Source organism: Nonomuraea sp. NPDC005983, assembly GCF_040614375.1.
GTDB lineage: Bacteria > Actinomycetota > Actinomycetes > Streptosporangiales > Streptosporangiaceae > Nonomuraea.
This window is the reverse complement of record NZ_JBEXUP010000004.1, coordinates 23204-41177: the sequence shown is the minus strand read 5'-3', so window position 1 is coordinate 41177 and position 17974 is coordinate 23204. Positions and strand designations below refer to the sequence as shown.

Sequence of the window (17974 nt, the reverse complement as noted above, 5' to 3'; positions counted from 1 at the left end):
CCAACATCTCCCCCTGTCACCGGCCAGATCGTGCCGGGTGCGACGCGCGGACGGAGGCGAAAGATTACTCTCCGTGCTCATCTCGTATCACTATGTGTTTAACCGTTGTCACACGGAAACTCATCGGAGATCTTCATGTCTCTTCGCTATTCGTACCCGACTCTGCTCCTGGCCGCGCTGGCCGTCTCCACGGTCGCCGGATGTGGGGGCGGGTCCAGCACCAACGCGCTCGGGCTGACGCCCGAAACGCAGGGGCAGTCGACCATGACCGCGCCGTCCGAGCAGGACGAGACCTGGATGAAGACCATCCACCAGGGCAACCTGGCCGAGATCGCGGCAGGCAAGCTGGCCCAGGACCAGGGCGCCACCGAGCACATCAAGGCGCTCGGCGAGCTGCTGGTCAAGGACCACACCAAGTTCGACGCCTCGGTCAGGAAGGCCGCCGAGAAGCTGGGCGTCCAGCTGCCCAACGACCCGACCGACGTGCAGGTGGAGGCGGCCAAGACGCTGAAGGAGGAGTCGGGGAAGAAGTTCGACCAGGCGTGGATCGACGCCATGATCAAGGCCCACGAGGGGGCCATCAAGGACACCACCACGGAACAGCAGGGCGGCGCGTCCTCGGCGGTGCAGGAACTGGCCAAGACGGCGATGCCCACCCTCGAGAAGCACCTGGAGAAGCTGAAGCAGGCGGCCGGCGGCCAGTGACCGCGGACGCGGTCGCTGGCCGATCGAGGCGAGCGGCCGCTGGACGAGCGGTTCGCCCACCTGCCCGGCGTGCTGCCGCTCGCCCGGCAGAGCGCATGGCCCGAAGGCGGCGTCGCCGTCTTCGGGCTCGTCCCGTTCTGATCAGCCAAAGATGCTGGTCAGGGCGGGTCATGTGGGGTTTCGCGGGTTAGGCGAGGGGGCAGCGGGGGCCCATGAGAGTCGTTGTGGTGGGCGCGACGGGCAACGTCGGGACGAGCGTGGTCCGGGCGCTGGAGGCCGACGCGAACGTGACCTCGATCGTCGGCGTGGCCCGCAGGCTGCCCGGCTGGCATCCGGGCCGCACCGAGTGGCGCAGGGCCGACGTGGTCACCGACGACCTGGTGCGGATCTTCGAAGGCGCCGACGCGGTCGTCCATCTCGCGTGGCTGTTCCAGCCGACCCGTGACCCCTGGGTCACCTGGCGGGCGAACGTGCTGGGCAGCATGCGGGTGTTCCGCGCTGTGGCGGAGAGCGGGGTGCCGGTGCTGGTGCACGCCTCGTCCGTGGGCGCGTACTCGCCGGGGCCGAAGGACCAGCCGGTGGACGAGAGGTGGCCGACGCACGGCTGGCCCGGCGCCGCGTACGGGCGGGAGAAGGCGTACGTCGAGCGGGTCCTGGACGTGTACGAGCACGACCACCCCGGCATCCGGGTGGTGCGGATGCGGCCCGCGTTCATCTTCAAACGGGAGGCCGCGACCGAGCAGCGGCGGCTGTTCGCCGGGCCGTTCCTGCCACGCAGGCTGGTCAAGGCCGGGAGAATCCCGTTCGTTCCAGACATTCCACGGCTTCGGCTGCAGGCATTGCACGCCGACGACGCCGGTGAGGCGTACCGGCTGGCCGTCACCCGGCCTGTCAGCGGGGCCTTCAACCTGGCGGCCGACCCGGTGCTCGATCCGGCCATGCTGGCCGACCTGCTGGGCGTCCGCACCCTGCCGGTCTCGTCCTGGCTGGCCAGGACGGCGATGGCGGCGGGCTGGCGGATGCGGCTCCTGCCTGCCGCGCCTGGGCTGCTGGAGCTGGCCATGCAGATCCCGCTGATGAAGGTGGACCGGGCCAGGGAGGTGCTGGGCTGGGCGCCCAGACACAGCGCGGGCGAGGCCGTGCGGGAGCTGATCGAGGGCGTCCACGACGGCGCCGGAATGGACACCCCGCCGCTCGCTCCGGAGACCGGCGCCGCCGACCGTCTGCGCGAGCTTGCCACCGGCGTCGTCGGCCGTCCCTAGCGGTCGCGATGACTGGTCGGGAGCCCGGTGACCAGCGCGTGCGGCAGTCGGGCCGCCTCGGCGGTGATCAGAGGTGGTCAGGCCTTCTTGGCGATGGCTGTGATCAGCGGCTGTACGAGTTTGGCCGCCAGTGGGCCGAAGGCCGCCAGGATGAGCACGTACGCGGCGGCCAGCGGGCCCAGGTCAGGGTGGGCGCCCGCCGCGACCGCCAGCCCGGCGATGACGATGTTGAACTCACCGCGCGGGATGAGCGCGATGCCCGCCCGCGCCTGACCCGCCTTGGCGATGCCGGCGCGTCTGGCCGCGTACGCGCCGGTCAGCAGCTTGGTGACCATGCTGACCAGGGCGAGCAGCGCGGCCAGCCCGGCCACGGGGAGGATCTTCTTCGGATCGGTCTGCAACCCGAAGAAGACGAAGAACACCGCGGCGAACAGGTCGCGCAGCGGCGCCAGCAGGGCCTGGGCGTCGTGCGCCAGCTGACCCGACAGCGCGATGCCGACGAGGAACGCGCCCACCGCCGCCGACACCTGGAGCTGCTGCGCCAGCCCCGCGACCAGGAGCGCGAGCCCGACCACTTTCAGCAGCAGCACCTCGTTGTTCGGGCTGGCCACGAACGCCTCGATGAAGCGTCCGAAACGCAGGGCCACGAGCAGCACGACGCTCACGGTGGCCAGCGCGATGGCCACCGTCATCGCGCCGCTCAGCAGACTCAGGCCCGCCAGCATGGCGGTCAGCACCGGCAGGTAGATCGCCATCGTCAGGTCCTCGAAGACCAGCAGCGACAGCACGGTCGGGGTCTCGCGGTTACCGATCCAGCCCAGGTCCGACAGCACCTTGGCGGTGATGCCCGACGAGGTGGCGTAGGTGACGCCCGCCATGGCGACGGCGGCGACGGGCCCCCACCCGAGCAGCAGCGCGCAGATCGCTCCGGGGGCGGCGTTGAGCACCAGGTCCACGAGGCCGGCGCGGGCGTTGCTTTTCAGGCTGGTGACCAGCTCGTCGGCGTTGTATTCGAGGCCGAGCGTGAGCAGCAGCAGGACGACGCCCATCTCCGCGCCGATGCTGATGAACTCCTCGCTGGTGGCCAGCGGGAGCACGCCGCCGGTGCCGAACGCCACCCCGGCGACGAGGTAGAGGGGAATGGGGGAGATGCCGACCTTCAGCGCCAGCGCTCCGAGCACGCCCAGGCCAAGCAGGACGGCACCGAACTCGAGAAACAGTATTGCGGTGTGATGCACCCGCGGCCCTACCCGTTTGCCAGGATGTCGGCCACCTCGGCGGTGCTGTCGGCGCTGCCGACCACTACGACGACGTCACCCGCGGCGAACACGAAGTCGGGCCCGGGGCTGGCGAAGACCTGCCCGGACCGCACCGCGGCGACGATGGAGGCGCTGGTGCGGGTCCGCACCCGCGCGTCGCCCATCGGCCTGCCCGCGAACGGCGATCCCGGCGGGATCGGGTACTGCATGCTGACCAGGCCCTCGACCTGCTGGTGCAGCTGGTTGAGCCGCTGCACGATGCGAGGAGCGCCGAGCAGCTCCGCCAGCGCGTCGGCCTCTTCGTCGTTGAGCTTGACGGTCTCGCAGGCGCGATCGGGGTCGTTCCTGTCGTAGATCACCAGATCTCGGCGGCCAGTGCGATGCGACACGACGCCGACCCGCATACCGGATCGTGTGGTGAACTCGTGACGCAGACCGATTCCTGGCAGTGCCGTCTGTTCGACGTCCACCGTGCTATCCCACCCAACGAGAGTCCCGCAATTTCACCAACCCTACCCAAGGTTACGTAAAACGCCCAGTCAGCGTGTGATCACCCGTACGCCGGGTAGCGAGGAGCGATGATCGTGGACTGGTTGCGCTCCACGACGGAGCGACGCCCACGCCGGTCGAGGCGGTCGCCATGACCGTGAGAAAGCCCACGCGCGGCAGCCTGCGGCTCACCGTCGCGTCCCTGGTCGCGTTCGCGGTCCTCGTCGTGCTGGTGGAGACCGCGTTCGAGCCGCTACGTCTGCTGGACCAGGGCGTGGCGTCGGGGTTGCACGCCTACGCCCGGCGCGAGCCGGGCCTGACCGGGGTGCTCGCGGTCTGGACCGACGTGCTCGGGCCGTGGTCGTGGCGGGCGGCAGTGCTGCTGTGCGCGGCCTGGCTGGTGTACCGGGGCGCGCCCCGGCCGGCCGTCTGGGCGGTCATCACGATCATCGTCGGCGGCTTCCTGGGGACCTGGCTGAAGGTCTTCGTCGGGCGGGAGCGACCCCACTTCACCGATCCCGTCGCCGTGGCGCCGGACCAGGCGTTCCCGTCGGGCCACGCGCTCAACGCGACGCTCGGCGCGGGCGTGCTCGTCCTGCTGATCCTGCCCGTGCTGCGCGGACGGCCCCGGCTCAGGGCGCTGGCCTGGTGCGTGGCCGGGTTCCTCGTGCTGTCGGTGGCGTACACGCGCATCGCGCTCGGCGTGCACTGGGTCAGCGACGTCGTCGGCGGGGTGCTGCTCGGTGTCCTGGTGATCGCGGCCACGACCGCGGGCTTCGAGACCTGGCGTCGCGATCTCGGCCCGCCTCCGCCCAGCCCGCTCAGGGAGGACGGCGAGCCCGAGGCCGCCGACGAGCCGCCCCGCGGGCGCCCGCGCCGGCTGCTGTAGCGCGGGAGGTCAGTGCTCCCCTCCGTGCCCGGCGTGCTGCTGCGGCTTGGCGGCGACCCAGGCGCGGACGCTCTCGGCGCGGTCGCGCAGCTCCGCCAGGGTGGTGGCGAGGGCCTCATGGTCCATGAAGGCCGTGCTCTCGATGGCGGCCGAGTGCTTTCGCACCTCATCGGTCAGCGTGTCGAGCTCGCTGAGGGACTGGACGACGGTACGCGTCTCTTCGGCGTTCAGGTCGCACATAGCCTGAACGTACGCAGGGGATGGACAACCCGTACAGCACCGAAAGACGTAGCTGAAAAGATGGCGATTGTGTCCCTGGAGGAGCCGGTGCCGCGTCTGGCCCGAGCCATCGTCTTCGCGACGGTGTGCGTCGTGGTCACGGCGGCCGGCCATGCCTTCGCCGGGGGAGGGCCGGTCGGCCTCGGCCTGATGGCGGCCTCCGCCGCGGGCGCGGCGGCGCTCGCCTACGCGCTCAACGGGCGCGAGCGCGGCGCCCGCGTCGTCCTGGGCGCGACCGTCTGCGCGCAGGCTGTGCTGCACCAGGCGTTCGCCGTGGCCGCGCCCCCTCCCGAGATTCCGCACGCGCACGCCGGGCTCGGGATGCCGCTGGTCCACCTGATGCTGGCGGGGCTGAGCGGGTGGTGGCTGCACCGGGGTGAGCGCGCCGCGTGGCTCATGCTGCGGCTGTGGGGCGCGCCCCGGCTGCTGCTCGCCGCTCCGGCGGCGCCGCCCGTCCTGGTGCGGCAGCCGCCCGTCGCGTACGAGCCGGAGCCGCGGGCCACCACGGAGCTCGACGAGTCGATGCCCAGACGCGGGCCGCCCGCGGGGCGGGGTGTGCGTCACGACGCCCAGCGCGTCGCCCTGTCCCTTCGTCTGGAGTATTCGCCATGGCATTCATCCGCAGGAGCCTGGTCGCGGCACTCGGCTGCGGCCTGTTCCTCTCGCTGAGCGCGCCCGCCGCGCTCGCCCACGACAGTCTCAAGAGCAGTTCCCCCGCCAAGGACGCGCGAGTCGCCCGCGTCGACAGGATCGAGCTGGAGTACAGCGCCAGGGTCCGCTTCCCCGCGGTCGTCCTGCACGACGCGGCCGGCAAGCCCGTCAGCATCGGTCCGCCGCAGGCGACGGGCCCCAAGGTGACGGCCGAGGTGCCCTCGCCCCTCGCGCCGGGCGGCTACGTGATCGCCTGGCGGGTGGTGTCCTCCGACGGGCACCCGATCGAGGGCGAGATTCCCTTCACCGTCACGGGTGGCTCCGCCGCCTCTCCCGCGTCCGCGGCGCCGACGGCGCAGCAGCAGCAGCAGGAGGGGGCCGACGGGGTTCCCGGCTGGCTGTGGGCCGCCGGGGCGGCGCTCGTGGTGGTCGCGGTGGCCGTCTGGCTGCTCGGCAGGCGCGGGAGCCGTACCGAAGAGGAGTAGTGGCCCCGCGTCACGCTCTCGCCACGCGCTGCTGTGCGGCCTGCTTCCACCAGGTCAGCCGGACGGCGAGCGCGGCGAGAGCGGTCGCGGAGACGATCATGTGCACGGCGCCCGCCAGCCGCTGGTCGGCCAGCACGTCCCCCACTCCGGGCGGGGCGACGAGCGAGAACCAGCTGTGCGCGAGCGCCGGGCCGACCGCCATGAGCACGCCGAGCCCGAGCTGGATCGCGGCCACGGCGGCGAGCAGCCAGGCGCGGGCGGTCCAGGAGATCGGCTTCGGCAGCGCGTCGGCCCCGGCCAGCACCCAGAAGTACAGCAGCCCGGTGGCCAGGAAGAACGCCTGGGTGAGCCGGTCCACCGCGTAGCTGGACGCCGACAGCTCCAGCCAGCCGGACCCGTACAGGAGGACGAGCGGCAGCGCGTACGCGGCCAGCGCGACGGCCGGGCTGGTGAGGCGGCGGGCCAGAGCGCTGCCCAGCAGGGTGATCTGGCCGTACTGCGACCTCGCGGACGTCGTCCGCGCCGCGAGCGTCAACGGCGCCCCGTACGCCAGCAGCAGCGGCGCGACCACGGTGAGAGCCGCGTACTGCAGCGCGTGCACCGACAGCATGGCCCGCGCGTAGCCGCCCACGCCGCCGACCAGGACCACCGCGAGCACCGCCAGCCCCGCGTACCAGGAGAACGTGCGTCCCGCCGGCCACGGCAGCCGGTCGCGGGCCAGCCGGCGCAGCCCCACCAGGTAGCCGACGGCCGGGAGGGCGAGCAGCAGCAGGATCAGCGGGTCCGGCCGGAACTCGGTGATCAGCCGGCTCGCGGAGAACGGTTCCAGGTCGTACTCCAGCGCCAGCAGGTTGTGGCTGCCGCCGCTGCCCGGTGGAGGCGGCGTACGCGACAGCCCCACCGCCAGCGCCACGGCCGCCACCATCACGGCCGCCTCGCCCGCCGCGAGCAGCGTGAACGTGCGCCGCACCGGCCGCACGGCGGCGTCCGCGACGGTGCGGAGGCGATGCCGCCAGCCGAACACGCCCAGGGCGACGAGCGCCACCGTCTTGGCGAGCAGCAGCAGCCCGTACCGGGTCTCCCACAGCTCCGGCAGGGCGCTCAGCCGCACCCAGCCGCCGGCGACGCCGGAGACCGCGACCGCCGCGAAGCAGCACAGCGCGACCGTGCTGAAGCGCCGCAGCACCAGTGGCAGCCGGTCCGAGCGGCGGAAGTGGACGAGCACCGCCGCCAGCCCGCCGACCCACACGGAGGCCGCCAGCAGGTGCGTCAGCAAGGCCGACACGGCGATGTCGTGGTCGGCGGCCGAGGAGGCGTGCCCGACGTAGGCGGGCGGGAGCGTCCCGAACGCGGCGAGGCCCAGCAGGGCCGCGTTGCCCGTGGCGTTCAGCCGCAGGCGGGTGCCGAGCGCCACGACGACGGCACCTGCCAGCACCACCAGCATGGCCTGGGTCTGGGGGAGGGAGGTGCCGAAGCCGAGGACGACCGGGTCTTCGAACAGCACCGAGAGGGGAGCGCCGATGACGTCCGACAGGGTGAACAGGTAGGTGAGGACCGCGGCCGCGGCCCAGCCCAGCGCCCACCTGCCCGCCGCCCTGACGCAGGCCGCGGCCTCCGGCGTCCCCCTCGGTGACAGGACGACGGCGGCCAGCAGCGTCCCCACCGTGGCCACCGCGCACACGTCGTAGGCGAACCGCGCCAGCGGCAGCCCCCAGCCCGTGACGAGTCCCGCGTCGGGCAGGCCGGAGAGCTGCGGCCGGGGGCCGCCGCCCCCGAACCGCAGCACGGCCACCAGCACCAGGACACCCACCGCGAACACGAACCCCGCATAGAGCCAGGTCCGGCGTCCAGTTGATGGCATGACCGCCTCCTCGTCGCCTACCGGTAACGGGAGATACGCGCGATCGGGCGGTCGGGTTCGGGGGTCAGCTGCGGGACCTCAGGCATGCACTCGGGCAGAGGTACGCGCCACACACCGGCGGTGGTTCACCACGAGGGCCGCCCGTTGCAGACTGTGCAGATGACGGGGCGTGTACGGGTGGAAGTGCGGGTCGAGGGCGTCGTGCAGGGCGTCGGTTTCCGGCCCTTCGTGTACGGCCTGGCGACTCGGCTGGGCCTCGCGGGACGGGTCGGCAACGACCTCAACGGCGTGTTCGTCGAGCTGGAAGGTGGCCGGCGGGCGATCGGCGCGTTCCTCCAGGCCCTGGAGCGCGACGCGCCCCCGCTGGCCGCCATCGACCGGATCACCGTCACCCGGACCAGGCCCGACGGCGGCGACGGCTTCCAGATCGCTCCCAGCGACGCCACCGGCCCGCGGCGCACCCTGATCTCGCCCGACAGCCCGACCTGCGCCGACTGCCTGGCGGAACTCGCCGACCCGGCCGACCGGCGCTACCGCTACCCGTTCGTCAACTGCGTCAACTGCGGCCCGAGACTGACGATCGTCCGGGGGGTCCCGTACGACCGGCGGCTGACGACGATGGCGGGGTTCGCGATGTGCCCGGCCTGCGCGGCCGAGTACCACGACCCGGCCGACCGCCGCTTCCACGCCCAGCCGGTGTGCTGCCCGGCCTGCGGCCCCCACCTCCGCCTCGCCGCCGCCCCGGCCCCCTCGTCCGTTCCGGCCTCGCCGCCTGTGCCGGCAGACGACCCTCTTCGCGGCGCGGTCGAGGTGTTGCGGGCGGGTGGGGTGCTGGCGGTCAAGGGGCTCGGCGGGTACCACCTGGCGGTGCTGGCCGGGCACCGCAGCGCCGCCGCGGCGCTGCGCGAGCGCAAGCACCGCGAGGACAAGCCCTTCGCCGTCATGGTGGCCGACCTCGACCAGGCCCGCGCGCTCTGCGAGGTGGACGCCACCGCCGCCGCCCTGCTGACGGACCGGGCCCGGCCCATCGTGCTGCTCCCACGCGCCCCCGGGGCCGCCATGGCGCAGGCCGTCGCGCCCGGCACCCGCGAACTCGGGCTGATGCTGCCGTACACGCCGCTGCACCACCTGCTGCTCGCGGAGACGTCCGAGCCGATCGTGCTGACCAGTGGCAACGTCTCCGACGAGCCGATCGCGTACGCGGACTCCGACGCCTTCGACCGGCTCGGCGGGATCGCCGACGCCTTCCTCACCCACGACCGCCCGATACACACGCGCGTGGACGACTCCGTCGTGCGCCCCTTCCGCGGCAAGGGGATGGTGTTGCGCCGTTCACGCGGATACGTACCGGACCCGATCGTCCTGCCCTGGGACGCGCCCCGGCAGATCCTCGCCTGCGGCGCCGAGTTGAAGAACACGTTCTGCCTGGCCAAGGCGCGCCACGCGTTCCTGTCCCACCACATCGGGGACCTGGAGAACTACGAGACCCTGCGGTCCTTCACCGAGGGCGTCGCCCACTTCGCGGCGCTGTTCGACGTGCGCCCCGAGATCGTCGCCCACGACCTGCACCCCGAGTACCTCTCCACCAAGCACGCCCTGACCCTGCCGGACGTCGAACTGGTCGGCGTCCAGCACCACCACGCCCACATCGCGTCCTGCCTGGCCGACAACGGCGAGGCCGGCCCGGTGATCGGAGTGGCCTTCGACGGCCTCGGCTACGGCACCGACGGCACCCTCTGGGGCGGCGAGTTCCTCCTGGCGGACCTGGCGGGCTTCGAGCGGGTCGCCCACCTCGCGCCGGTCCCGATGCCGGGCGGCGCCACCGCGATCAGGCAACCGTGGCGAATGGCCGCCGCCTACCTGTCCGCCTGCTCCGACCCGGCCCGTCCCGACGGCCTGTCCGCCGGGTTCGACGGCGGTCTGGACGTGGTTCACCGCAACGAGGGGCGCTGGCACGACGTGGTGACGCTGGCCGGGAGCGGGTTCGGCGCGCCGCTGACGTCCAGCGCGGGCCGTCTGTTCGACGCCGTCTCGGCGCTGATCGGCGTCCGCGACGTGATCACGTACGAGGGGCAGGCGGCGATCGAGCTGGAGCAGCTCGCCGACCGCGCGGAAACGGGCCGCTACCCGGCCGCGATCTCGACCGGATCCCCGATGCTGATCGCCGGGTCCGACCTGGTGCGGGCGGCGGCGGAGGATCTGAGGGCGGGCACCGACCCGTCCGTGATCTCCGCCAGGTTCCACAACGGCGTGACCGACGTCATCGTGCGCTGTTGCCAGGCGCTCCGCGACAGCACCGGCGTCTCGACGGCCGCGCTGTCCGGGGGCGTCTTCCAGAACCTGCTGCTGCTGGAGCGGACCGTGGAACGGCTGACCGTCGCCGGGTTCCGCGTCCTCACCCACGTCCGGGTCCCGCCCAACGACGGAGGCGTCAGCCTCGGCCAGGCGGCGATCGCCGCCGCACAGGACCGCCTCGCAGCCGGGCGATAGCGGCCTCCTGGGGATCATCTTCACCCGCCCCACCGCAGGCGCCGTCGGGGAGGGGCCGATACTGGGGCGTGGCGTTAAATGCGGAACTAGTGGCGAAGATGTTCGACCTCGGTGAGGTTCGTTCGGCACCCGTGCCACTTTCCGGCTACAGCTCGGCCTCCGCGTGGAAGTTACGTACCGAGGCCGGGTTGTGGGTGGTCAAGGCGCAGTACGCGATCAAGCGCTGGGAAGTGGAGGCGATGCGGCACTCCGGTGACCTGGAGAGGGCCGCGCTCGCCGCGGGGATCGCCGTGCCGCGTCCTGTCGAGGGGGGTGAGGGGGCGGCGGGGTTCTGGGCGCCCGCCCCCGGCGGGACCGAGTACCTGCGGGTGAGCGCGTGGGCGGACGGCCCACGAGCGGAGCTGCCCGCTGGGCGGGAACTGGCCGCCTGGCTCGGCGGGACCGTCGCCGCGCTGGCCGCCGTGGCCCCTCCCGTGGACGTCCGGCAGGGCCGCGGGTATCCGCTTCACCCGCTGGCGCAGTGGGAGGAGTGGCTGTCGACGGAGAGCGTCGGGAGGCGGGAGAAGGCGCGGCTGCTGTCGGCCGCCGCCGACGGCACGCCCCTCGTCCAGGAAGCCCTCGCCGCGTCGCGCTCTCCCTTCGTGCTCTCCCACCGCGACCTCAACCACCGCAACATCCTGCTCACCCCCCACGGACCCACGCTGATCGACTTCGACCAGGCCGGGCCTGAGGTGCCGTGGTGGGAGCTGGTGCACTTCGCGTTCCTGCTCGCGTGCGCCAGCCTCGGGGACGACGAGCCCGATCCCGTCCTGCTCGGCGCGGCGGTGAGCGCGTTCGCGGAGCGGGGCGGGAACGTGGGGGAGCTGGACTTATCGGCGTTCGCCGGGTTGCTGCGCGGGATGCTGGAGTGGCCCGCCGCCAACCTCATGGTCCTCGCCGGCGACGCCCCGGCGGCGCGGCGTGGTGAGGCGCTGCGGCAGGTCGCCGAGGCGGCGCGCGTCCTGCCGGTGATCATGGGGTCCGTCGAGCGGTGGGTGGCGGTCCTGAGGGCACTCTGACGTGCTTGTAATCTCGAACGTGGCAGGCGTTCTCAGCGAGAGGAACCGGGGCCCGTGAGCGACGGCACGAACACGATCTTCTTCCCCGAGTTCGCGTCGCCCACTCGGCGCATCGGGCAGCGCGAATTCGACTTCCAGCGCCAGGTGGCGATCATGGCGATCGTCAACAGAACTCCCAACTCCTTCCACGACCAGGGGCGGACCTTTCAGCTCGCCAGCGCCGTGGAAGCGGCGCGCAGGGCCGTGGCCGACGGCGCCGACTGGGTGGACATCGGCGGGTTCGCCTTCAGCGCGGCACAGAGCGGTATCAGCGTCGGCGAGGAGATCGACCGGGTGGCGCCGGTGATCGCCGAGGTCAGAGCCGTCACCGACGCCGTGATCTCCGTCGACACACACCGTCCGGACGTGGCGAGAGCGGCGATCGAGGCGGGCGCGGACGTGATCAACGACACGAACGGCCTGCGCGAGCCGGGCCTCGCTGAGGTCGCGGCCGAGACCGGTGTCGGCGTGGTGGTCACGCACAGCCTCGGCGGGCCGGGAAGGCGCGTCTTCCGTCCGTGCTACCAGGACGTCGTGTCGGAGGTCGCCGCCTTCCTGCGGGAACGGGTGGACTTCGCGCTCAAGTCCGGCATCGCGGCCGACCGGATCATCATCGACCCCGGCCACGACCTGAACAAGAACACCTTCCACTCGCTGGAGCTCACCAGGCGGCTCGACGAGATCACCTCGCTCGGCTACCCGACCCTGGTCGCCCTGTCCAACAAGGACTTCATCGGCGAGACCCTCGACCGTCCGCAGGGCGAGCGGACCGAGGGCACGATCGCGGCGAACGTGATGGCGATCCTGCTCGGCGCCCGGATCCTGCGGGTGCACGACGTGCCGAGCACGGTGGCGGCCGTCCGCATGACCGAAGCCCTGCTGGGCTGGCGCGACCCCATCGCACCAAAGCACAACCTGGTTTGAGAGGAGCACCATGACGGAGCATAAGCCGCCTGGTGTGAACTTCGAGTCGTGGATCGACAGGCAGATCCGCGAAGCCGAGGAGCGTGGCGAGTTCGACGACCTGCCGGGCGCCGGCAAGCCGATCCCCGGCCTGGACAAGCCGCACGACGACATGTGGTGGGTGAAGCAGAAGCTCCGTGAGGAGGGCCTGTCGTTCCCGCTGCCGCCGACGCTCGCGCTGCGCAAGGACGCCGAGGAGGCGCTGGCCGCCGCCCTGGGCGCCCGGACGGAGGCGGAGGCCCGGGAGATCGTGTCGGAGATCAACGAGCGGATCCGCAAGGCGATCAGGACGGGCCTGCAGGGGCCGCCGCTCAACCTGATGCCCTATGACGTGGAGCAGATCGTGTCCGACTGGAGACAGCGGCACGCCCGCTAGCGCCGGGTGTGCGCCGCCCTGCCGGAGGCCCGGCGTTCTTGTGCCTCGGGCGGCTCAGGGGCTCTGGTGGCTCGGGCGGTGAGGCCGAAGAGGAGGCCGCCGAGGGTGAAACAGGCGTCGGTGGCCCGTCCGGACCAGATGATGTCGGGCCCGGGATGGGCCGTGCCGGTGACCTGCTCGATGGTCAGGCCGGTGAGGCCGCCCGGCCCCAGGCCGGTGGTTCGGAGGACGTCGTCCAGGATGCCTGCCAGGCCGCGCAGGGTGAGGACGGCGCAGCCCGTCCACAGGGCCGCGACCAGCAGCCAGTGGGGGATCACGCGGCCCCACGACTGCACGGCGGCCAGCGGGATCACCGCGCCGACGACGAACATCGCGGTGACCACCACCCCGAAGACGTCGAAGGAGACCTCGGGCAGCGGGCTGGGATGGCCGAAGCGTCCGCCCAGGTACCAGTAGACGTGAAAGGCGATGAAAAAGAGGACCCAGGCCCAGGTCGCGTATCCCGTGCGGGTTCCAGCGCGCATGCTCCCAGGCTTCCAGCCAGCCGACGGGCAGCGCCTCCCCCACGAGGGGGAACCGGAGCACTCGCCGCACGGGCGTGTGATGGCTCCGGCCGTGTCCAGGCCGGACGGCGCGGCCCTGACCAGGCTCGTCAGGTCGCCAGATGCCGCGCCGATCGTCGCGGGAGGGCAACACCGTTGTCGTCGTCGAACACGACTTTGCGTGTGGCCACCAGGCCGGATTCGTAGGCGAGGACCACGAGTTGGGCACGGTCACGGGCCCGGAGCTTGGTCATGGCCCGGTTGATATGGGTTTTTGCGGTCAGTGAGCTGATCGCCATGCGGTCGGCGATCTGGTCGTTGGACAGGCCCTGCGCGACCAGGGCGACGGCCTCACGTTCGCGGTTGGTCAGCTCTTTCAGCCCCGCGCCGACGCCGGTGTGGAGCGGCTGGGCGACGTACCGGTTGATCAGCTTGCGGGTGATCGACGGTGCGAGCAGGGCGTCACCGCGCGCGGCCACGCGGACGGCGTGGAGGAAGTCTTCCGGCACGATGTCCTTGACGAGGAATCCGGCTGCGCCGGCGCGCAGCGCGTTGAGGACGTACTCGTCCATGCCGTAGTTGGTCAGGATGACGACGTGCACCCCGGCCAGGGCCGGGTCCGCGGCGATGCGCCGAGTCGCCTCGATGCCGTCGACGACCGGCATCTGGATGTCGATGAGCGCAACGTCGGGCAGGTGCTCCCTGACCAGAGCCAGGCCCTCCTCCCCGTCGGCGGCCTCGGCCACCACCTCGATGTCGTCTTCGAGGTCGAGGAGTGCGCGGAATCCGCTGCGGATGAGCGGCTGGTCGTCGACCAGCAGGACACGGATCATGACGTTCGGTCCACGGGAAGTTCAGCCTGGACGCTGAAGCCGCCCTCGCCGCGCGGCGCCGCCCGCAGGTGACCGCCGAGGGCGGTGACTCGTTCGCGCATCCCGAGCAGCCCGACGCCGGGCACCGGGGCGGTGTCCGGTGTGGCCTCGCCGTCGTCATCGATGCGTATCGCGAGGGCGTCGGGACGGTAGTCGATCCGGACCGACGCCGTCGCGGCGGCGGCGTGCCGAGCGATGTTGGTGAGGGACTCCTGAACGATCCGGTAGACGGTCCGATCCACCGCGGCCGGCACGTCAGGTCGTTGTCCCTCGATCGTCAGCGTCGCGTCCAGGCCGGTCGTCCGAGCCCGCTCCACCAGTTCCGCAACGTGGTCGAGCCCACGCGGCGGGGTCGTGTCGTCGTCGCGCAGCGCCTCCAGGGTCGCGCGCAGCTCCCTGGTCGCCTCACGTCCGGCCTCCTGGATCGCCAGCAGGGCCTCCGGCACCTGTTCACCCCGCTTGCGGGCCACGTGGACGGCGACCTCTGCCTGCACCTTGATGATCGAGATCTGGTGGGTGAGCGAATCATGCAGCTCCCGTGCGATGCGCAGCCGCTCCTCGTCGGCGCGGCGCAGCGCGGTCTCCTCCCGGGTGCGCTCGGCTTCGTCGGCCCGCCGCTCTGCCTGCCGCAGCGCTTCACCCGCGGCGCCGGCCGCGATCAGCCAGGCCAGCTCGAGGGCGCCTCGGGCCTGCGCGAACGCCTCGCCCGTGTCATGCAGGCCGGAGGCCAGGGCCGCGAGAGGGAGAAGGGCGAGCATGGTCACGCTCGCTGCCACCGTGATGGTGCGGTGCCCCGCCCGCACGGCCGCGTACACCGCGAACAGGTACGCGACGGCAGGCACGTCGAAACCGGCCGCCTGGTATCCCACCGCGCACAGCCCGGTGACGGCCAGGACGGGAACCGGAGCCCGGCGGCGCGCGGCCAGCCCCAGGCCGCCGGCCGCCAGCAGCGCATAGCCGAGCAGGTCGAGGTAGGTGTCGGAGTGCTGCCCGGACAGCCCGGTGACCAGCAGCGCCGCCGCCACGCCGACGGCGATCGCCCAGTCTCTGACACCTGCCCGGACACCGAACCGTCCTGTGCTCATGCGCGCACCCTAGCGGGATGTTCGCGCGGGCAACTCCTGCGCCCGGATGATCGGCCGCCTACCGCAGACGCAGTACTTTTCACGGCTTCTGCGGCATCCGCAGCAACCGGGTGCACCATCGGCGGCAGCGCGAATTGCCCACGTCGGCACGACGACCGGCGGTGGGTCCAGCGGACATGATCAGGCGACGTCCAGTCGTTGGCCGAGAAGGAGCACCTCATGTCCGTCCGTCACCTGCCTGCCGCCGTCGCGGCCGCCCTGCTCGGAGGTTTCGGGCTTGCCACCCCGGCGGCCGCGGACGTCCTGGTCCAGTCGGCCGGCGTCAGTGCCTACACCTTGACCGCCGGGCGTCTCTGGTCCTTGGTGGCCGCGCTGCTGGGGCTGGTCGGCGTGGTCATCGGCGGGCTGGCTCTGGCCCGCTCCGCCGGTCGTATCGGCACCGGCAACGGGAGAAACGGGGCCGTCGTGGCCCTGGGCGCGGGGTTGGCCGGCGCGGTCATCGGCGGGCTGGTTGTGGCCGCCGCCGAGGGTGGTCCCGGCACCGGCTACGGAATAGTCGGGGGCTATGTGGCCCTGGTGGTGGGGCTGATCGCGATGGTCCTCGGCGGGCTGGCTCTGGCCCGCTCCCGCCGCACCGGCTGACCGGCGTACCTTTCCCGTACGCCTCAGCCTGCTCATCGGGCGCCGTAGCTCTCCGGCTCGCCCCGCCCGCCGGGTGGGGCGAGCCGTATTGCATCGATCAGTCCAAAACGTGTTACGGTGTCTGGCGTGGCACGACCGAGGATGTTCGACGAGGACCGAGCGGTCGAGGCGGCCATGCGCGCGTTCTGGGACGCGGGCTACGAGGCCACCTCGACCCAGGACCTGTGCGAGGCGACCGGCCTGGGCCGGAGCAGCATCTACAACACCTTCAAGAGCAAGCACGACCTGTTCGAGAAGGCGCTGCGCCGCTACATGTCCGACCGCACCGCGCCCATCATCGCCCTGCTGGAGGGCCCCCTTCCGGTGCGGGAGAAGATCCGGGCCCTGCTGTGGCGGGTCATCGACACCGAGGCCGGAGACCCGATCGGCTGTCTGGTGGTCAACGCGACCGTCGAGCTCGGCCCCCGCGACCCTGAGATCGCCGACCAGCTCGCCCGCAACCTAGGCCAGCGCAAGGACGCGCTCATCGCGGCCCTGACGTCGGCCAGGCGCGACGGTGAGATCGGCGCGGACCGCGACCCCGAGGCCCTGGCGGAGTTCGTCATCGCCGTCATCGGCGGCATGCAGGTGGCGGCGCGCGGCGGCGCCACCCCTGCCACCCTCGAACAGATCGCCACCACCGCCCTCGCCGCTCTCTAGGCTCGCTTCCTCGCCCGCATGTCCCCGCTTTCGTCGCCCAAATTTTGTACTGATCGATCTAAAACTGAGGAGACCTGTCGATGCCGTTGGCCGTCTACATCCTGGGGCTGGCGATCTTCGCCCAGGGGACCTCCGAACTGATGCTGGCGGGGCTGCTCCCCGAACTGGCCGCCGACCTGGACGTCTCCATCCCCGACGCGGGCCTGTTGATCTCCGCGTTCGCGATCGGCATGCTGGTGGGCGCCCCCGTGCTCGCCGTCGTCACGTCCCGCTGGCCACGGCGGACGACGTTGCTGGTGTTCCTCGCCATCTTCGTCCTGTCACACGTGGCCGCGGCGCTCACGCCCGGCTACGGCCTGCTGTTCGCCACCAGGGTCGTCGGCGCGTTCGTGTACGCCGGATTCTGGGCGGTCGCCACGGTCACCGCGCTCGGCCTGGCCCGCCCTGACGCGCGGGGCAGGGCGATGAGCGTCGTCGCCGGCGGGCTCACCGTGGCCACCATCATCGGCCTCCCCGCGGGCACGCTCATCGGGCAGCACCTCGGCTGGCGGGCGGCCTTCTGGGTGGTGGCGGGGATGTCGGCGCTCGCGATGGCGGGCGTGTTCGCGACCATCCCCGGTCGGCAGGCGGACACCGGGGAAGCCCCCCGTCTGCGCGACGAGCTGCGCGCCATGGCCAACCCCCGGCTCTGGCTCGCGTACGGCACGACCGCGGCGTCCATCGGGGCGGTGCTGGTCACGTTCAGCTACCTCACCCCGCTGCTCACCGACGTCACCGGCCTCGCGGCCGGCTGGGTGCCCGCGGTGCTGGCCCTGTACGGCGTGGGCTCGCTCATCGGCATCACCATCGGCGGGCGCACCGCCGACGCCCGCCCGTTCGGCACCCTCTACGCCGGCGTCGCGGGTGTCGTGCTCGTCTCGGTCGCGCTGGCCCTGCTGGCGGGCGTCCCCGTGCTGGCCCTCCCGCTGGTGTTCCTGATGGGCCTGTTCGGCTTCGCCGTCAACCCCGCGCTGAACACCCGCGTGTTCGCCCTCGCCGGCGCCGCGCCCACGCTCGCCGCCGGGACCAACGTGTCGGCCTTCAACGTCGGCATCACGGTGGCCCCGTGGCTCGGCGGGCTGGCGATCGGGGCGGGCTTCGGCTATCCGTCCGTGGCGTGGATCGGTGCGGGGCTCGGCGTGGTCGCGCTCGGCACCGTGGCGCTGGCGGCCGCCCTGAACCGTCCCGCCGTCGCGGGCGGCGCCGACGAGCGGTTGGAGAGCGTGGGGTCCGGCACCATCACAGGCTCAGGGTGACGGTTCCGTCGATGCGGGCCGAGGCGCTGCGGA

At 72.3% G+C, this 17974-nt stretch carries 19 protein-coding genes; 12 read left to right on the top strand and 7 right to left on the bottom strand.

Features of this window, described 5'->3' with window-relative positions; translation table 11 throughout:
* Window positions 1-135: 135 nt before the first annotated feature.
* Together ABZ297_RS03480 and ABZ297_RS03475 are read left to right on the top strand one after the other, a co-directional pair.
* Window positions 136-705 (top strand): DUF4142 domain-containing protein, encoded by a 570-nt coding sequence (locus ABZ297_RS03480; protein WP_355338703.1) that lies wholly within the window; start codon window positions 136-138, stop codon window positions 703-705.
* A gap of 212 nt (window positions 706-917) precedes the next feature.
* Window positions 918-1967: an NAD-dependent epimerase/dehydratase family protein gene (locus ABZ297_RS03475; RefSeq protein ID WP_355338700.1), complete on the top strand. Its 1050-nt coding sequence runs from the start codon at window positions 918-920 to the stop codon at window positions 1965-1967.
* Between the two features lie 77 nt (window positions 1968-2044).
* Here the strand turns inward: ABZ297_RS03475 and ABZ297_RS03470 are convergent, their stop codons facing one another.
* Both ABZ297_RS03470 and ABZ297_RS03465 read right to left on the bottom strand, forming a co-directional pair.
* A complete protein-coding gene (locus ABZ297_RS03470; RefSeq protein WP_355338697.1) occupies window positions 2045-3205 on the bottom strand; it encodes a cation:proton antiporter in 1161 nt (386 codons plus the stop codon).
* A gap of 8 nt (window positions 3206-3213) precedes the next feature.
* Window positions 3214-3696: a cation:proton antiporter regulatory subunit gene (locus tag ABZ297_RS03465; protein WP_355338695.1), complete on the bottom strand. Its 483-nt coding sequence runs from the start codon at window positions 3694-3696 to the stop codon at window positions 3214-3216.
* Between the two features lie 170 nt (window positions 3697-3866).
* Here ABZ297_RS03465 and ABZ297_RS03460 point away from each other — a divergent pair, with 170 nt between their 5' ends.
* Window positions 3867-4604, top strand: coding sequence for a phosphatase PAP2 family protein (locus ABZ297_RS03460; protein WP_355338692.1), 738 nt, complete (start codon window positions 3867-3869; stop codon window positions 4602-4604).
* 9 nt (window positions 4605-4613) lie between these two features.
* Here ABZ297_RS03460 and ABZ297_RS03455 read toward each other — a convergent pair whose 3' ends face one another.
* The gene (locus ABZ297_RS03455) at window positions 4614-4844 is read right to left on the bottom strand and encodes a hypothetical protein (RefSeq protein ID WP_355338689.1); all 231 of its coding nucleotides are present in this window, start codon (window positions 4842-4844) and stop codon (window positions 4614-4616) included.
* Between the two features lie 60 nt (window positions 4845-4904).
* On the opposite strand from ABZ297_RS03455, the gene ABZ297_RS03450 reads away from it, so the two are divergent.
* The gene (locus ABZ297_RS03450; RefSeq protein ID WP_355338686.1) at window positions 4905-5552 is read left to right on the top strand and encodes an MFS transporter; all 648 of its coding nucleotides are present in this window, start codon (window positions 4905-4907) and stop codon (window positions 5550-5552) included.
* Complete coding sequence (locus tag ABZ297_RS03445) at window positions 5492-6019, top strand: copper resistance protein CopC (protein WP_355338683.1); 528 nt, start codon at window positions 5492-5494, stop codon at window positions 6017-6019. Before ABZ297_RS03450 ends, ABZ297_RS03445 begins: the two co-directional genes overlap by 61 nt.
* A gap of 10 nt (window positions 6020-6029) precedes the next feature.
* Here the strand turns inward: ABZ297_RS03445 and ABZ297_RS03440 are convergent, their stop codons facing one another.
* Window positions 6030-7880 carry a cytochrome c oxidase assembly protein gene (locus ABZ297_RS03440; RefSeq protein WP_355338680.1) on the bottom strand — a complete coding sequence of 617 codons (1851 nt, stop codon included), beginning with the start codon at window positions 7878-7880 and terminating at the stop codon, window positions 6030-6032.
* Window positions 7881-8039: 159 nt separating this feature from the next.
* On the opposite strand from ABZ297_RS03440, the gene hypF reads away from it, so the two are divergent.
* The 4 genes from hypF to ABZ297_RS03420 all read left to right on the top strand — a co-directional run bounded on the left by hypF (window position 8040) and on the right by ABZ297_RS03420 (window position 12806).
* Window positions 8040-10370 carry a carbamoyltransferase HypF gene (gene hypF / locus ABZ297_RS03435; protein WP_355338678.1) on the top strand — a complete coding sequence of 777 codons (2331 nt, stop codon included), beginning with the start codon at window positions 8040-8042 and terminating at the stop codon, window positions 10368-10370.
* Window positions 10371-10501: 131 nt separating this feature from the next.
* Complete coding sequence (locus tag ABZ297_RS03430) at window positions 10502-11428, top strand: phosphotransferase (RefSeq protein WP_355338675.1); 927 nt, start codon at window positions 10502-10504, stop codon at window positions 11426-11428.
* 54 nt (window positions 11429-11482) lie between these two features.
* The gene (gene folP / locus ABZ297_RS03425) at window positions 11483-12391 is read left to right on the top strand and encodes a dihydropteroate synthase (RefSeq protein WP_355338672.1); all 909 of its coding nucleotides are present in this window, start codon (window positions 11483-11485) and stop codon (window positions 12389-12391) included.
* Between the two features lie 10 nt (window positions 12392-12401).
* Window positions 12402-12806, top strand: coding sequence for a DUF1992 domain-containing protein (locus ABZ297_RS03420; protein WP_355338669.1), 405 nt, complete (start codon window positions 12402-12404; stop codon window positions 12804-12806).
* Here ABZ297_RS03420 and ABZ297_RS03415 read toward each other — a convergent pair.
* From ABZ297_RS03415 to ABZ297_RS03405, 3 genes are all read right to left on the bottom strand, one after another.
* Window positions 12803-13330: a DUF3995 domain-containing protein gene (locus tag ABZ297_RS03415; protein ID WP_355338666.1), complete on the bottom strand. Its 528-nt coding sequence runs from the start codon at window positions 13328-13330 to the stop codon at window positions 12803-12805. The genes ABZ297_RS03420 and ABZ297_RS03415 overlap by 4 nt on opposite strands.
* Before the next feature lie 128 nt (window positions 13331-13458).
* Entirely contained in the window at window positions 13459-14181 is a 723-nt protein-coding gene (locus tag ABZ297_RS03410) for a response regulator transcription factor (protein ID WP_355338663.1), read from the bottom strand.
* Window positions 14178-15305 carry a histidine kinase gene (locus ABZ297_RS03405; RefSeq protein ID WP_355338661.1) on the bottom strand — a complete coding sequence of 376 codons (1128 nt, stop codon included), beginning with the start codon at window positions 15303-15305 and terminating at the stop codon, window positions 14178-14180. The genes ABZ297_RS03410 and ABZ297_RS03405 overlap by 4 nt, the downstream gene beginning before the upstream one ends.
* Before the next feature lie 219 nt (window positions 15306-15524).
* Between ABZ297_RS03405 and ABZ297_RS03400 the strand changes: the two genes are divergently transcribed.
* The 3 genes from ABZ297_RS03400 (at window position 15525) to ABZ297_RS03390 (ending at window position 17941) form a co-directional block, all read left to right on the top strand.
* On the top strand, window positions 15525-15947 hold the full coding sequence (locus ABZ297_RS03400; RefSeq protein WP_355338658.1) for a DUF6223 family protein: 423 nt from the start codon (window positions 15525-15527) through the stop codon (window positions 15945-15947).
* 126 nt (window positions 15948-16073) lie between these two features.
* Window positions 16074-16646 (top strand): TetR/AcrR family transcriptional regulator, encoded by a 573-nt coding sequence (locus ABZ297_RS03395; RefSeq protein ID WP_355338655.1) that lies wholly within the window; start codon window positions 16074-16076, stop codon window positions 16644-16646.
* Window positions 16647-16726: 80 nt separating this feature from the next.
* Entirely contained in the window at window positions 16727-17941 is a 1215-nt protein-coding gene (locus tag ABZ297_RS03390; protein WP_355338652.1) for a Cmx/CmrA family chloramphenicol efflux MFS transporter, read from the top strand.
* Window positions 17942-17974: the final 33 nt, after the last annotated feature.